The 14,641-nt window shown below is 62.6% G+C and carries 13 protein-coding genes and 1 pseudogene; all 14 read right to left on the bottom strand.

The annotated features are described in order from the left end of the window. Window positions 1-146: 146 nt before the first annotated feature. The 14 genes and pseudogenes from M0639_RS28510 to M0639_RS28445 all read right to left on the bottom strand — a co-directional run bounded on the left by M0639_RS28510 (window position 147) and on the right by M0639_RS28445 (window position 14,359). Entirely contained in the window at window positions 147-608 is a 462-nt protein-coding gene (locus M0639_RS28510) for a hypothetical protein (protein ID WP_050656567.1), read from the bottom strand. A gap of 52 nt (window positions 609-660) precedes the next feature. Further along, entirely contained in the window at window positions 661-1,122 is a 462-nt protein-coding gene (locus tag M0639_RS28505) for an Hsp20/alpha crystallin family protein (protein WP_042448063.1), read from the bottom strand. Between the two features lie 1,254 nt (window positions 1,123-2,376). Continuing rightward, complete coding sequence (locus M0639_RS28500; RefSeq protein ID WP_024487875.1) at window positions 2,377-2,817, bottom strand: DUF1931 family protein; 441 nt, start codon at window positions 2,815-2,817, stop codon at window positions 2,377-2,379. Between the two features lie 13 nt (window positions 2,818-2,830). After that, window positions 2,831-4,558 carry an FAD-dependent oxidoreductase gene (locus tag M0639_RS28495; RefSeq protein WP_064074373.1) on the bottom strand — a complete coding sequence of 576 codons (1,728 nt, stop codon included), beginning with the start codon at window positions 4,556-4,558 and terminating at the stop codon, window positions 2,831-2,833. Next, on the bottom strand, window positions 4,536-4,802 hold the full coding sequence (locus tag M0639_RS28490; protein WP_007735548.1) for a UBP-type zinc finger domain-containing protein: 267 nt from the start codon (window positions 4,800-4,802) through the stop codon (window positions 4,536-4,538). Before M0639_RS28490 ends, M0639_RS28495 begins: the two co-directional genes overlap by 23 nt. After that, on the bottom strand, window positions 4,799-5,251 hold the full coding sequence (gene trxA, locus M0639_RS28485) for a thioredoxin (protein WP_064074374.1): 453 nt from the start codon (window positions 5,249-5,251) through the stop codon (window positions 4,799-4,801). The genes M0639_RS28490 and trxA overlap by 4 nt, the downstream gene beginning before the upstream one ends. 16 nt (window positions 5,252-5,267) lie before the next feature. Beyond that, complete coding sequence (gene clpB, locus M0639_RS28480; RefSeq protein WP_064074375.1) at window positions 5,268-7,901, bottom strand: ATP-dependent chaperone ClpB; 2,634 nt, start codon at window positions 7,899-7,901, stop codon at window positions 5,268-5,270. Next, entirely contained in the window at window positions 7,883-8,212 is a 330-nt protein-coding gene (locus tag M0639_RS28475) for a chaperone modulator CbpM (RefSeq protein WP_020971358.1), read from the bottom strand. Before M0639_RS28475 ends, clpB begins: the two co-directional genes overlap by 19 nt. Continuing rightward, a complete protein-coding gene (locus tag M0639_RS28470; protein WP_064074376.1) occupies window positions 8,209-9,114 on the bottom strand; it encodes a DnaJ C-terminal domain-containing protein in 906 nt (301 codons plus the stop codon). Before M0639_RS28470 ends, M0639_RS28475 begins: the two co-directional genes overlap by 4 nt. Before the next feature lie 6 nt (window positions 9,115-9,120). Next, window positions 9,121-9,645 (bottom strand): nucleotide exchange factor GrpE, encoded by a 525-nt coding sequence (locus M0639_RS28465; RefSeq protein ID WP_064074377.1) that lies wholly within the window; start codon window positions 9,643-9,645, stop codon window positions 9,121-9,123. Window positions 9,646-9,653: 8 nt separating this feature from the next. Continuing rightward, window positions 9,654-11,528, bottom strand: a complete 1,875-nt coding sequence (dnaK, locus tag M0639_RS28460) for a molecular chaperone DnaK (RefSeq protein ID WP_064074378.1) — start codon at window positions 11,526-11,528, stop codon at window positions 9,654-9,656. 1,064 nt (window positions 11,529-12,592) lie between these two features. Further along, window positions 12,593-13,006 carry a GlcG/HbpS family heme-binding protein gene (locus M0639_RS28455; protein WP_064074379.1) on the bottom strand — a complete coding sequence of 138 codons (414 nt, stop codon included), beginning with the start codon at window positions 13,004-13,006 and terminating at the stop codon, window positions 12,593-12,595. Continuing rightward, window positions 13,003-13,134 (bottom strand): annotated as a pseudogene (locus M0639_RS28450) (DJ-1/PfpI family protein); the annotation flags it as partial. The gene M0639_RS28455 and the pseudogene M0639_RS28450, both read right to left, overlap by 4 nt. 85 nt (window positions 13,135-13,219) lie before the next feature. After that, the gene (locus tag M0639_RS28445; protein ID WP_064074413.1) at window positions 13,220-14,359 is read right to left on the bottom strand and encodes a glutathione-independent formaldehyde dehydrogenase; all 1,140 of its coding nucleotides are present in this window, start codon (window positions 14,357-14,359) and stop codon (window positions 13,220-13,222) included. Between the last annotated feature and the right edge of the window lie 282 nt (window positions 14,360-14,641).

Here is a 14,641-nt window from a genome sequence, read left to right as displayed (position 1 = left end):
GAATTTTTCGAATGCCGCAGGTTGATCTGACTAATAGATCCGGAATCTACACTGCCGCCATCGCCTGAAGGTGGGACGGATTTCAGATCTTGTGAGATCCTGCTACAAGCACCAATTCGATTCCACTAGTGCAAAATTCGGTTTTTCTACAGGTGGGGTAGTGCTGCAGTGAGGAAGACGGCGCCGAAGGCGATTCCGGCAATGCCGGTGAGGATCCCGACCACGCCGGCGGTGTTGTCGCCCAGATCGCGTCCGGGGGTGTCGGGTCGGCGCGCTGCCAGGGCGGTTCCGATGGCGGCGGCACCGAGGAGGATGCCGAGGCCGAACATCCAGAACGTCAGTATCGAGAGTGCACCGAGCATCAGCGCCATGTCGCTGTATTCGTCGCTGGTGATCGGGCGGTTGTGATCCCACCAATCGGGTGGAGTGTGCGCGCGGGATTCGGTGTTGTCGGTGTTGTCGGATTGTTCGTGCGGGGGGATGGTGGATGCAGTCATGGCAGCTAAAGGGTTCTCGCGCTGATTCTTTCGTGTGGTGGATGTACCGGTGTGCGCCACGGGTGTGCAGTGGGAGATCGAAGCGATGGTGGGTGAGGCCCGAGAACCCATCGCGTGTCCTCGGGAGTCACCCCACAATCAAGCGGTGTTCGGGCCAGGCGGATCAGGCTTCGATCTGCACCTGTGTTGTCGATCCGGCGTTATCGGTTCGGGAGGGTGGTCCGGAGGAGACCTCGATCCTCCGCGGTTTCGCCTTCTCTGCGATCGGCAACGTCACCGTCAACACGCCGTTGTCGTACGAGGCCTCGATCTGTTCGGCGTCGATGTCGTCGCTGATGGACAGCTGCCGTTTGTATGTTCCAGCGAAACGCTCACTCGCCAGCCAGCTCACACCCTCTTCGGAGAGGGCGGTGCGGTGCGCGGTCAACGTCAGAGTCGAGCCGTCGATGCGGACGTCCACTGATCCTGGGTCGACGCCGGGAAGATCGGCGTGCAGGACGTACTGGTCCTCGACCTTGTAGAGGTCCATCGGCATGAACCGTGGACTGCGTCCGTTGCCGGTTCCCGCGGCGAGTACGGACTTGGTGATCGCGTCGATGTCGGTGAAAGGATCGAAACGAAGCACAGCAACACACCTCCCATGTCGTGAAAAGAAAAGTCACCGCCACTGTGGCGGTTGACCGAACTTACTGTGCGAGAACATGATAACCACACGAATTAGCACTCTGCAACCGAGAGTGCCAGAAGCTTTGGGGAAGTGTTCCGGTCCCTGAAGATCGCTGCTTTGCCTGGTCCCGACAAAAGCGGTGGCCGCCTTCGGCCTCGATTCGAAGCGGGCGGCGCGGTACGGCACTTCGTCAGTAGCGGCGGTGCGGCAACGGATCCGCCGGAGCCCCGACTCTGCGTGTGCGAGTCGGGGCGTATGACCGACGTCGGCATTGAGCACACAACACCGATGACCCACTATCCGTGCGAAGTCGACGTTCATGTCGTCCGCACATCTTCAACCATAAACAGTGCGATCGGTATAAATCATGTTCAGTCGCCTTCGATGCCAAGAAGTGACATGGCCGTTTGCATGGCAAGGTGAACATCTTGGTCGTCACGCTAGCGGCGCAGTAGCCGCGGTGCCTGGAAAGGTGACCCGTGCCTGGTATTTGGTTTGCAGACGTCTGTTCCGAATGCTTTTGCAAAATAGGTCTTTTCCCGATGTTTCCGGGTGGATCGGGCATCGAACATCGCGGGTGCTCGTTCGTCGGAGTCGCTGCGAACGATGTCGGTGTTCGTGCACACACCGAACCGGCTGTAAGGGAGAACACTTCGGCTACCGTCAAAGCTTGCTCATCACAATGGAACTGGGACTTTCGACCCTGTCGTCTACAAGCAGTGCGCAATAACCTTCGTCGGGTCGGGGGCACCCGTTCCGTTCGAGGGGGCAAACAATCGGGCGGGTGTTCGTCAAGGCAAGGCCATATCACCCTCACTGGTCTCCTTGCCGGGCCTTGAGCTGTGCGCGCCCAGAAGTGCTCAGGGCCCGCCCGATGCGGGGATCGAGAAAGTGAAGACGAAAGGTTCTCAGATGAGCCGAAGGAGCGATCGGCGATCGACAAGTTCTGCTCGCCGCCTGGTCACGCGGACTACCGGTGTCAGAGGTTCGGCGTGTAAGCCGAACTCGCTCACGGCAGAAGATCTGAGGGCTGTAATCGAGTCCCTCACTGGAGTTCTCGCTGCTCGAGGATCGAGCGCGGAAACCGCACCTCTCGCCGGAAATCCTCCGTCGTCGACGCCAACTGACAGGCAGTTCTGAATCGCACCGGTATTTTCGCAGCCGGACGGCATATTCGAACTCAGACGCGCTGTCAGCCGGGACGGGTGGTAATCACAGAAGTAGGTGGAAGATGTCGAAGGCGACTGTCCATTGGGCTGTGCCGGGGTTCTTGCGGTCCGGTTCGACCGTGGCGAAGGTTTGCGCCAGCGCTACGCTCAACCCTCCTGCGATCAGCGGCAGTCGTTGCTCTGTCTCCTCTGAGAGGGCCACGTCCAAGGGCGGGCGGGCCGTGAGCTGATCGAGCAGCGGTTGAAGTTCGATCTCCTCGTCGAGTTTTTCGAACCGGTGGATGCTCTCCTGTAATCCCTTGGTGATCGGCAGGTCCCACGGTTCGATCACGTCGCGCAAGTTTGCTTTCGCGGAGGCTTTCCCGATCAGGATCACGTCGTAGATCTTGTCGTCGATGAAATCGGTATAGCGCTTGAGATCGTTCCGGTCGACCTGCAGTCCGGCCGCTGCCCTGAAGAACCGCTGGAATTTCACGGTGCCCATTACTGGCATGTCGTCAGCTCCTTTCGAAGTATTCATGGATTTGGCGTACGGCCATCGCTCCTTCACCGACGGCGGATGCGACTCGTTTCACCGAACCGCGGCGGATGTCGCCCGCCGCGAACAGGCCGGGCAGGCTGGTTTCGAGCGTCCTGGACAGGCCGCCGTTGATTGGCAGGCTGCCGTCCGCTCGTGCGTGGATCGCGTCCACACCGGTGAGGACGAAGCCGTGGTCGTCGAGTGCGATCGCGTCGGCAAGCCACCCGGTGTGCGGTACCGCCCCGATGAAGACGAACAGGGCGCGCACGCGAATCGTGTCCTGGTCGCCGGTGCGATTGTCCTCGACTGCAATTGCTTCGAGGTATTTCTCGCCGTGGACCGCACGAATCTCGGTGTGCCGGTGCACGGTGACCCGCGGATGGTGTTCGATCTGGTCGACCAGGTATCGGGACATGCTCTTCCCGAGGTCATCGCCGCGGATGAGCAGGTGCACCTGTGAGACGTGCTCGGCGAGGAAGACGGCGGCCTGGCCGGCGGAGTTGCCGCCACCGACGATGGCTATCGGGTCGGTGCCGCATATCCGTGCTTCCTGATGCGTTGCGGCGTAGTACACGCTTGTTCCTTCCAGCGCCTCGATCCCCTGAACGGCCAACTTGCGGTACCGCGCCCCGGCGGCGAGCACAACGGCCCGGGCGTGCACCGACCCGCCGTCCGCCAGTCGGAGCACATGGTTCCCGGCCTCGGATCCCAAACCGGTCACTTCTGCCGACACCAGGATGCGGGCGCCGAACTTCCCGGCCTGGAGCACGGCTCGTTCGGCCAATTCGGAGCCGGAGACCCCGGCGGGGAATCCCAGATAATTCTCGATCCGGGATGAGGTACTGGCTTGGCCGCCCGCAGCGATCCGCTCCAACGTCACCGTGTTCAACCCGTCCGAGGCGCCGTACACCGATGCGGCCAGGCCGGCCGGTCCGGCACCCACGACGACGAGGTTGTAGACGTCCTTGGCTGCGTCCGCGACGGGTGCCGGGACAGGAAGCCCGACGACGCGTGCGAGTTCGGCATTCGTCGGATTGCGCAGCACCTTCTCGCCGTGCCAGATCACGACGGGTGTGTCCTCGGGTGCGACGTTCAGGCTGCGTAGCAGCTGCTCCACTCGTTCGTCCTGTTCCAAGTCGAACCACTTGTGGGGCAGACGGTTTCGCATCGCGAACTCACGAAGTCGCAACGTATCCGGGGAGAAGCAGGAGCCGATTATCCGGAATCCGGAGCCGAGCCCGATCAGCAAGTGCCGACGCACAAGGTAGGCGCGCAGGATCAAATCGCTGAGCACGGGATCGTGGGCAATCAGCTCGCATACCTGCTCGGCCGGGACGACGAGTATCTCGCCGTCCTCGATCGCTTCGGCGGTGAAGAACGCCACCTGACCTTCCAGGAGTCCGAGCTCGCCCAGGAAACGCCCAGGACCGTGCACGCGCAGTATCCGGCGCTCGCCATCCGCGTCGCCTTCGTCGACGACTGCGATCTTTCCGGAAAGGACGACGACGAAATCGTTGTCAGGCGCGCCTTCTCGGATCAGCACCTCGCCGGCGTGAACCGGTCGACGCGAGCCACCGACCTCGAGCTTTGCGACCTGGTCGTCCGTCAGCCGCGGGAAGGCGCCCTCCTCGTCCGGGGTCTCGTCGTCGACCGGCGGGCTGTACCCGATGGGTGAGGCGCCCTCAGACGAAGTTCTGGTCGACATAACACCACCGCCAATCCTCGCCGGGCTCCATCGACTGGACGATCGGATGCCCGATGGCGTGAGCGTGAGCACTCGCGTGCCTGCCCGGCGAAGAGTCGCAGCAACCGACGTGTCCGCACGTCAGGCACAGCCTCAGATGCACCCACGGGGTGCCGAGGCGAAGACATTCCTCGCAGCCCTGCGGGGTACGGGGCACCACGGCCCGGATCGCGGTTACATGTGGGTCCGCATGGACAGGACTCATGGCTTCGCCTCCTCGCCGGCATTTTCCGAGAGCGCCTGATCGAGCCACGTGCGCAGCTGGGGGACCGGAGCTGCGCCCGACTGGCGAGCGAGAACCTCACCCCGGTCCATCACCAGCAGAGTCGGCACGGCGCGGACGGTGAATCGTTCAGCCGTCCGGGGTGCAGCATCGACGTCGACCTTGACCAGCTTGATCTGGCCGGCGTGTTCTCTGGCGAGCTGCTCGAGCGCGGGGCTGACCATGCGACACGGGCCGCACCACGTCGCCCACAGATCCACGAGCACAGGCACCGAGGATTTTTCGACGATCTCCGCGAAGTCACCGTCTCCCGCCGCGGCGATCCAGGGCAGCGGCTCGTGGCAGTTGCCGCAGCGAGGTTTTCCTTCCCCTGCTGCCGGGATGTTGTTGGTCTTGCCGCAGTTCGGGCACTTCACCTTTTCGGATCCCATGACCAGTTACCTCTTCTCAGGCCGCCGCGAAGGCGGGTTCGGCATACGCGACGGCAAGCTCGCCGCCGTCCACCGTGACGCTGATGGTGCCGTCCGGTTTGATCTCGCCGCGCAACAGTGCACGGCCGATCTTGGTTTCGACCTCGTGTGCGATGTATCGGCGCAGCGGCCGCGCACCGTAGACAGGGTCGAACCCGTGTTCGGCGATCAGTCGGCGTGCCTCCGGCGTGATTTCCAGGTGTATCTGTCTCTCCGACAACCTTTTTCGAAGGTCGGTGAGTTGCAGTTCCACTATGTACTCGATCTGGGGCAGGGTGAGTGGGGAGAACAGCACGATGTCGTCGACCCGGTTGAGGAATTCGGGGCGGAAATGCCCGCGCAGTTCCGCCATCACCCGTTCCCTGGCGTCCGGCTTGATTTCGCCGTCGGCTGTGACCCCGTCGAGGAGATGCTGGGATCCGATGTTGGAGGTCATGATGATCACCGTGTTCCGGAAATCGACTTGCCTCCCTTGAGAATCGGTGATCCGGCCGTCGTCGAGCACCTGCAGCAGGGTATTGAAGACGTCGGCGTGGGCCTTCTCGATCTCGTCGAAGAGCACCACGGAGTACGGCTTACGCCGCACCGCCTCGGTGAGCTGGCCACCTTCGTCGTACCCGACGTATCCGGGAGGTGCACCGATGAGCCGACTCACCGTGTGCCGTTCCTGGTACTCGCTCATATCGAGGCGCACCATGTTGTCTTCACTGTCGAATAGGGCGCTGGCCAATGTCTTTGCAAGCTCGGTCTTTCCGACGCCCGTCGGGCCCAGGAAAATGAACGAACCGATCGGTCGACGAGGATCACGGATACCGGACCTCGCCCGGATCACAGCGTCCGCGACCAGTTGCACCGCCTCGTCCTGACCGACGACCCGCTCGTGCAGGATCTCGTCGAGCTTCAACAACTTCTCCCGCTCACCTTCTTGCAGCCGGGCGACCGGGATACCCGTCCATGCGGCCACGATCTCTGCGATCTCGTCTTCGGTGACCACTTCACGCAGCAACGGATTTCGGCCTTGTCTGGTGGCCAGTTGCTCCTCCGCCGCCTCGAGCCGGCGTTCGAGCTCGGTGATCTCGCCGTATCGCAACTCGGCTGCCCGATTGAGGTCGTAGTTGCGTTCGGCGGCCTCGGCCTCGACGCGCAACCGTTCCAAATCTCCTCGCAGTTCTTGCACCCGCCGGATCGCCTGCCGCTCCGCCTCCCATTGAGCGTGCCGGGCGTCTGCCTCGGCCCGCAGGTCGGCCAGCTCCTTGCGCAATTCTTCGAGGCGCGCTTTGCTGGCCGCGTCCGTTTCCTTGGACAGTGCGGCCTCTTCGATCTCCAGACGGGTCACCTTCCGGGTGAGCTCGTCGAGTTCGGCAGGCATCGAATCGATTTCGGTGCGGAGCCGAGCGCATGCCTCGTCTACGAGATCGATCGCCTTGTCCGGAAGGAAGCGGTCGGTGATGTACCGGTGCGAGAGGGTCACGGCGGCCACCAATGCACCGTCTTGAATTTTCACGCCATGGAACACCTCGAGGCGTTCTCGAAGTCCGCGCAGAATCGAGATCGCATCCTCGGCACTGGGCTCGTCGACGAGAACGGTCTGGAATCGACGCTCCAGTGCCGCATCGGATTCGATGTGCTTGCGATACTCGTCGAGAGTGGTGGCACCGATCATGTGCAGTTCGCCGCGTGCGAGCATCGGTTTGAGCATGTTGCCGGCATCGAGAGACCCCTCGCCGCCGACCGAGCCTGCTCCGACCACGGTATGCAACTCGTCGACGAACAACAGGATGCGCCCCTCGGCAGCCTTCACCTCGGACAGCACGGCCTGCAGTCGCTCCTCGAACTCGCCGCGGTACTTCGCACCGGCCACCAGAGAACCCATGTCGAGCGAGAAGATCGTCTTGTCGCGTAGGCCCTCGGGCACGTCGCCGCGGACGATCCGCTGGGCGAGACCCTCGACAATCGCAGTCTTACCTACACCGGGGTCGCCGATCAGCACCGGGTTGTTCTTCGTTTTCCGGCTCAAGATCTGAGTTACCCTGCGTATCTCGGCATCCCGGCCGATGACCGGATCGAGTTTGCCTGCCCGTCCCTCGGAGACGAGGTCGCGCCCGTACTTCTCCAATGCCTCGTACGCCCCCTCCGGGGTTGCCGACGTGACACGCTGATTGCCGCGCACCTTCGTCAGCGCTGTGAGGAAGGCGTCCCGTGTGACCCCGTGACTGGCGAGGACCCGCCCGGCCGCGCTGGCCGATCCTTCCTCGGAGAGGGCCATCACAAGATGCTCCACCGACACGTAGGAATCCTTGAGTCTCTTCGCCTCCCGCTCTGCGGCATCGAGCAGCTTGGCCAGACGCTGGGTGATCATCACCTGACCGGGGGTCGCGCCGGGGCCGCTGACCTTCGGCCTACGCGACAGTTCACGATCCAGATCGGATCGAAGTGCTTCGACATTCGCGCCGGCCTGTTCGAGCAGTCGGGGCACCAACCCATCCTGCTGATCGACCAATGCGAGCAGCAGGTGCTCTCCGTCGACTTCGGTGTGGCCCATTCTGGTCGCAACATTCTGGGCTTCCTGCAAGGCTTCTCGTGACTTTTCGGTCAAGCTGCCGGTGTCCATGAGGATGTCCTCCTTCTGCGGGCCGCTGTTTCGAGTCTTTCGATTCGATCCAGCAGATCGAGCACGAGCCCGATTGCCGAGTAGTTGAGACCCAGACCCGTCCGCAGTCGTTGGATGCGTGCGGCGTGGGTCACTTCGGATGGGTCGAACGACATCTCTCCGCCGGCGTAGCGGTGGGCGTCGAGCAGTCCGAGAGCCACGAGTTTTCGTGCCAGATCCGGGTGCAGGCCAGTACGTTCGGCGAAGGCGTCCGGCGACAATCCGGTACGGCGAACCAATACGTACTGAGTGATCGGCGTTGAGGTGCTCATGTCTCTTTCCTCGGATTGAAGTTCGATTCGGCGCCCAACTGCTCGAACAGTTCGCGTTCACGTGCTGTCGGTTTCGGCGGAACCATCACCTTGATTTCGGCGTAGAGGTTGCCGTTGGCACCGCGCGGATTCGGCATTCCCTCTCCGCGCAGGCGCAGCTTCCTACCAGTCGAAGAGCCAGGCACCACTTTGACTTTCGCCTCTCCGCCCGGTGTGGGAACGACGACTGTCGACCCGAGAACCGCCTCCCATGGCGATACGGGCAGATCGACGTAGATGTCCCGACCCTGCACGCGGAACCGTGAATGCGGTTTGATCCGCACCACGAGGTACAGATCCCCAGGCGGCGCGTCACCGTTGCCTCGGCCTCCTTGCCCGGCCAACCGGATTCGCTGGCCGTCCAGGACGCCGGCTGGAATGTCGACGTCATACTGCCGTCCGTCCAGTCTGAGAGTGCGTTTTCCGCCCTGATAGGCCTCTTCCAGAGCCAGTTCCAGTTCGGCCTCCTGATCGGCGCCGGGAATCGGTCCGAACCCACCGCCTCCGCCGAACATCTGCCCGAAGAGGTCTTCGAAGTCGACGGCACCCTCACCACCGACACCGTGGCCGAAGTGCACCCGTCTCCCGCCACCGCCGTACCCGGCGGCGTTTGCCCGCACCCGTTCGTCGTAATCCGCGGGTACATGCCGGAAGTCGTCACCGAATCGGTCATAGCGTTTCCGGGTGTCCGGGTCGGACAACACCTGATAGGCCTCGTTGACCTCCTTGAACCTGTCCTCCGCAGTGGGATCCTTGTTCACATCGGGGTGGTACTTGCGGGCCAGCTTGCGGTACGCCTGCTGAATTTCGTCGGTGCCGGCGCCCTTCGGTACGCCGAGTACTTCGTAGTAGTCACGGGCCATCGGTTCTCACCCCTCTGGGCGGCTGACGACCACCGCGGCGGGCCGCAACTGTCGCCCGTCCTCTCCATAACCCGGGCGCAAGACCTCGACCACGGTCCCGGACGGAAGGTCGGGTCGGGTTACCACACTGACCACTTCGTGGAGTTCCGGGGAGAACGGCACACCGGCCTCGTCGTGGCGCTCGAAGCCGAGTCGTGAGAGCACCTGTACCGCCTGGTCCCGGATCGCCTTCACACCTTCGACGACGGCCTGCGGATCGCTGCCTGCGTGTGCAAGCGCAAGCTCCAAGTTGTCCAGTATCGGCAGCCACGCCGCCGAAACCTTCGCTACTTCCGCGGCGCGTTCACGGTCCAGATCTTTGGCGTATCGCTTGCGCAGGTTGTCCAGATCTGCGACGGCCCTGCGCCAACGGTCCTCGAGTTGAGACAGCTCGTCTGCCGTCTCGGCGCGATCGGACTCGGTCTTGCTTTGATCCGTGTCGGCGCTGTTGGTAGTCGACTCAGTCGTCGAATGATCTGCAGACATTTCCATCGTGCGCCTCAGCTTCGATCGAATTCGGCGTCGATCACGTCGCCGTCATCCGACGACGCAGCATCAGCGCCGCCTGCTTGGCCGTCGTCCGACTGGTCCGGCACAAGTCCGTAGAGCAGCTGTTGCAGCTCCGAGGTGAGTGGCTGAACCTCTTCGGGTGAAGCGCCGTCCTGCACGGCCTTTCGGGCGTCGGCAACCAGCATCTCGGCCCGCGCCTTCTCATGCGGCGGGGCACTGTCACCGAGTTCGGCGAGTCGCCGCTCCACTTGATACGCAACCGAATCGAGCCCGTTGCGCGCGTCGACCGCCTTGCGCAGCGCCTCGTCCTCACCCCGGTTCCGTTCGGCCTCCGCCAACATGCGCTCGACCTCACCCTGATCCAGGTTGCCCTGTTCACTGATCGTGATGCTCTGTTCCTTGCCGGTATCCTTGTCGCGAGCGGTGACGTTCAGGATGCCGTTGGCGTCGATGTCGAAAATGACTTCCACCTGGGCCTCGCCACGTGGCGCGGGGCGGATGTCTTCCAGCCGGAACCGGCCCAGCACCCGGTTGTCGGCCGCACGTTCGCGTTCGCCCTGCAACACCACGACGTCCACGGCGGACTGATTGTCTTCCGCCGTGGAGAACACTTCGCTGCGCCGTGCCGGGATCGTCGTGTTCCGCTCGATGATCTTCGTCATCACCCCGCCCTGCGTCTCGACGCCGAGGGACAGTGGGGTGACATCGAGTAACAACACATCGGAAACCTCGCCTTTGAGCACGCCTGCCTGGACTGCGGCTCCGAGGGCAACGACCTCGTCCGGGTTGACGCCCATGTGGGGGTCCTTGCCGCCGGTCAGCCGGCGAACCAGCGCCTGTACAGCCGGGATACGTGTCGAACCGCCGACCAGTATCACTTCGTCGATGTCGTTGGCGGCGACCTTGGCGTCACTCATGGCCTGCTTCACCGGGCCGAGGCACCGTTCCACCAGATCGGCAGTCAAATCATCGAACTTCGATCGCATGATCGTAGTGGTGAGATGTTTGGGACCATTCGCGTCAGCGGTGACGAAAGGCAGGTTTACCTGGGCCTGGGTCACCGAGGACAGCTCAACCTTTGCCTTCTCCGCGGCTTCGAACAGTCGTTGCAACGCCTGCGCATCCTTACGCAGATCGATGTTCTCCGCGCGCTGGAATTCGTCGGCGAGGTAGTCCACCACGCGTCGATCGAAGTCGTCGCCGCCCAAGTGGGAGTCGCCGGCCGTGGAACGAACCTCGACTACCCCCTCTCCGACGTCCAGCAGGCTCACATCGAAGGTTCCGCCGCCGAGGTCGAAGACCAGTACGGTTTCGTGGGTCTGTTTGTCCATGCCGTACGCGAGTGCCGCAGCGGTCGGTTCGTTGATAATCCGCAAAACCTCGAGGCCTGCGATACGGCCGGCGTCCTTGGTGGCGTTTCGTTGCGCGTCGTTGAAGTAGGCAGGAACAGTGATGACCGCTTCCTTCACCTTCTCACCGAGGAACTTGCTCGCGTCGTCGACGAGCTTGCGCAGCACGAGAGCGCTGATCTCCTCTGGTGCGTATTTCTTGCCGCGCACGTCGAAGCGGGCCTCACCGTTGTCACCCGCTACGACGTCGAAGCTGACCGCTTTGGCTTCCTCGGAGATCTCGTCGTAGTGACGTCCGATGAAGCGTTTCGCCGAGTAGATCGTGCCCTTCGGATTCAAGATCGCCTGCCGTCGGGCAAGCTGGCCCACCAGACGCTCACCGTTCTCGGTGAACGCCACCACCGAAGGCGTCGTCCGTGCTCCCTCCACATTGGAGATCACCACCGGCTCGCCGCCTTGCCAGCTTGCGATGACCGAGTTGGTTGTGCCCAAGTCGATGCCTACAGCAGTTGTCATGACTCAATTCCTTTCGATCGGCCCGGCCGTTGAGCAAGTGCGATTCCGCCCGCAACTTCGCTCGATGTCGGCAAGGACTTCGTAGTTCCCTGGTTTTGGCGAGTGGATTGGGTGAAGTCACGGAGACCGAGCAGGGCGCCGATAACGGCGCCCGACACCAATCCGTGGATGGCGGGCGTGAGGCTTGACAGCAGCCGAGGATTTCCGCGACTGCGCTTTGACATCGCTGAGTTTTGACATCACGCCCCTCAGCGTTGATGTTGTGGGGTTCGCCGGGCGTGTGCGTACTGACAGGGCCCGATCGCCGGTCAACCGGTTGAGCTCACGAACCACCCAGCCATGATGAGTCTTTTCGTCCACCTAAAGGGCGTCAACAACATTCGCCTGATGGGCGGTGTGAAACGGGGCAGCGGTGACCACGCCTGCCCTTGGTCGAAGATGCCCGCCGGAACCCGATCGAAGCGGCCATCGCATGAAACTCCGAGTATCGGCTTCGACACGAAAACTCGAGTGTCGGCCGCTACTGCGGTACGTCCACACTACCGCGGCGCATGCAAAAGGAGAACTCCCTTTGCGAAAGATCGTCACAGTCAGTGAACAGCAGCTCCGTTGAACCCGGACGAGATTCATTGTAGTTCTATCGAATCTCCTTGTGACAGAAAGGTAATGAGCCACCGCTGGCCGGTTCCAATTGGTTGCGAGTAGGTGGCGCACACCCGCGTGCTGCACGGTTCAACGTCCCGTTCTGTGGCTGGTCAACAGACCGCTCAGGCGGAATTTATTGCAAATCAACATTTTTCGGACACCGATATCGCTGGACTTGCGTAATTATCGTCTATTCCTTGCGGCATCATTCGGCCGAGGGCTCGGTTTGCCCCTGACACGGCGCGCGGATGTGCACGTCCGCTCGTCGTTATGTTTGTCTCGGTCCTGGCCGCGTCAAGGATGCGGGACGACTTCGGTCCAGTCGCAGTCGCGGGGCCGCGACTAGCTTTAAAGCAACGTCGGAATGTTCGACGTTGCCCTGTCGATGCGTTCTCTGACCTGACGACGCAGTCCACCGCTCACAGCGCCGCCACGGCCGCCTCGGCGACGGTCTTGTCCTGCTCCCCGGTGCCGCCGCTGACGCCGACAGCGCCCACGACCTGGCCGTTGTGCCGCAGAGGCACACCGCCGGTGAAGATCATGATGCGCCCGGCGTTGGAGGCGTGTATCCCGTAGAACTGCTCGCCCGGGCCCGCGTTGGCCGCGAGGTCCTCGGTCGAGACGTCCAATGCCCGCGCGGTGAACGCCTTGTTGATCGAGATGTCGATGCTGGCGATCCAGGCACCGTCCATCCGCACGTGAGCCACGAGGTTGCCGCCGGCATCGACCACCGCAATGTTCGACGGCGACTCGATCTCGGTGGCTTTGGCCTGTCCTGCGGCGATGACCCGCTGCGCATCGTCGAGGGACACCGAGGTCTGGTTCACGGTCATGACGCACCTGCCCCGAGCTTCGCGAACTGCTCGACGATGGCCTGACGGAACGCAGGAAGGTCGTCGGGCGAGCGGCTCGAGATCAGGTTCCCGTCGATCGCGACCTGTTCGTCTACGACTTCTGCTCCTCCGGCCCCGTCGGCAGTCGATATCGCTATCTGCTTGCCCTGCAGTGGCATTGGCATCGTTGTGCTCCTCTCGGTTCTGGCCGTGTCAGGGATGCAGGACGACTTTGGTCCAGCCGTCGTCGCGAGCGTCGAAGTGCTGGTAGCCGGATTCGGCTTCGGCGAGCGGGAGTTCGTGGGAGATGATCCAGGAGGGCTTTGCCCGGTCCTCGTGGATGAGGTCGCGCAGTTGCCGGTTGTAGTGTTTGACGTTCGCTTGTCCGGTGCCGATCTTCTGGCCCTTGAACCAGAATTTGCCCATGTCGAAGGCGATCTTGCCGTTGCGCTCGAGTTCGTCGGGGCCGTTCTGGTCCTGGGGAAGGAAGATGCCGACCACCCCGATGTGGCCGGTGAAGCGCACCGAATCCACGAGCCGGTTCATCGTCATGGCGGCGTCCTCGTGGCCTTGCGGGTCGTGTGCCTGATAGCCGACGCACTCGCACCCCTTGTCTGCGCCTTTCCCGTTGGTTTGCTCGAGGACCTGCTCGACGGGGTCGCCCTTCGAGTCGTCGATGGGGACGACGCCGATCTCTTCGGCCAGGCGTAGTCGGTCGGGGTGGCGGTCGACGATCATCACCTTGCTCGCTCCCTGGATCATCGCCAAATACGCGGCCATCAAACCGACTGGGCCAGCGCCGTAGACCACCATCGAATCGCCGGGTTGCATGTCGGCCAGGCGGGTGCAATGCCATCCGGTGGGAAAGATGTCCGACAGCATCACGTAGTCGGTTTCCTTGTCCTGGGCATCCTCGGGCAGTCGCAGACAGTTGAAGTCGCCGAACGGCACTCGCAGATATTCCGCCTGTCCGCCCCAGAACGGGCCCATCCCCGCGAAACCGAATGCAGCGCCGGCCATCTTCGGATCGGGGTGCACCGTCAGGCAGAATGCGGTCAACCCTTCCTCGCAGTTTCGGCAGAAGCCGCAGCCGATGTTGAACGGCAAGCACACTCGATCCCCTGGCGATACTTTGACCACTGCATTGCCGACTTCGGCGACGATGCCCAAGTTTTCGTGACCGAGGACCATTCCGGGCTCCAGATCGGTGCGGCCTTCGTACATGTGTAGATCCGACCCGCAGATGTTGGTGCTCGTGATCTTCACCAGCACATCTGTCGGATTCTCGATCCGCGCATCGGGCACGTCCTTGACGTGGACCTCTCGAGGCCCGTCGTATACAAGCGCTTTCATCGCGGCACTCCCTTGTCTTGTAGCTGCGGCTTTCCGGTTGATCTCGCCGGCCGCAGGCGTCCACGCGTGAGCGACCGACCGAATGAATCGTGCTGTTCGGGGAAGGTCCACGGCGCGCGGAAGTGAAGACCGCACCAAAATGTCGGCGCACCAACATTTTTCCTGCCATCGACGCAACTGCGGCTGCATCCAGGCATCGCATTCCCTCACCATGGAGTCTCCTCCTTCGGCTCTACGATCGCTAGGGGTTGGGATCGGTTTCCTCGAACGGTGGGTCTGGGT

Source organism: Rhodococcus qingshengii JCM 15477, from assembly GCF_023221595.1.
GTDB lineage: Bacteria > Actinomycetota > Actinomycetes > Mycobacteriales > Mycobacteriaceae > Rhodococcus_F > Rhodococcus_F qingshengii.
This window is presented reverse-complemented; position numbering and strand designations above follow the sequence as displayed.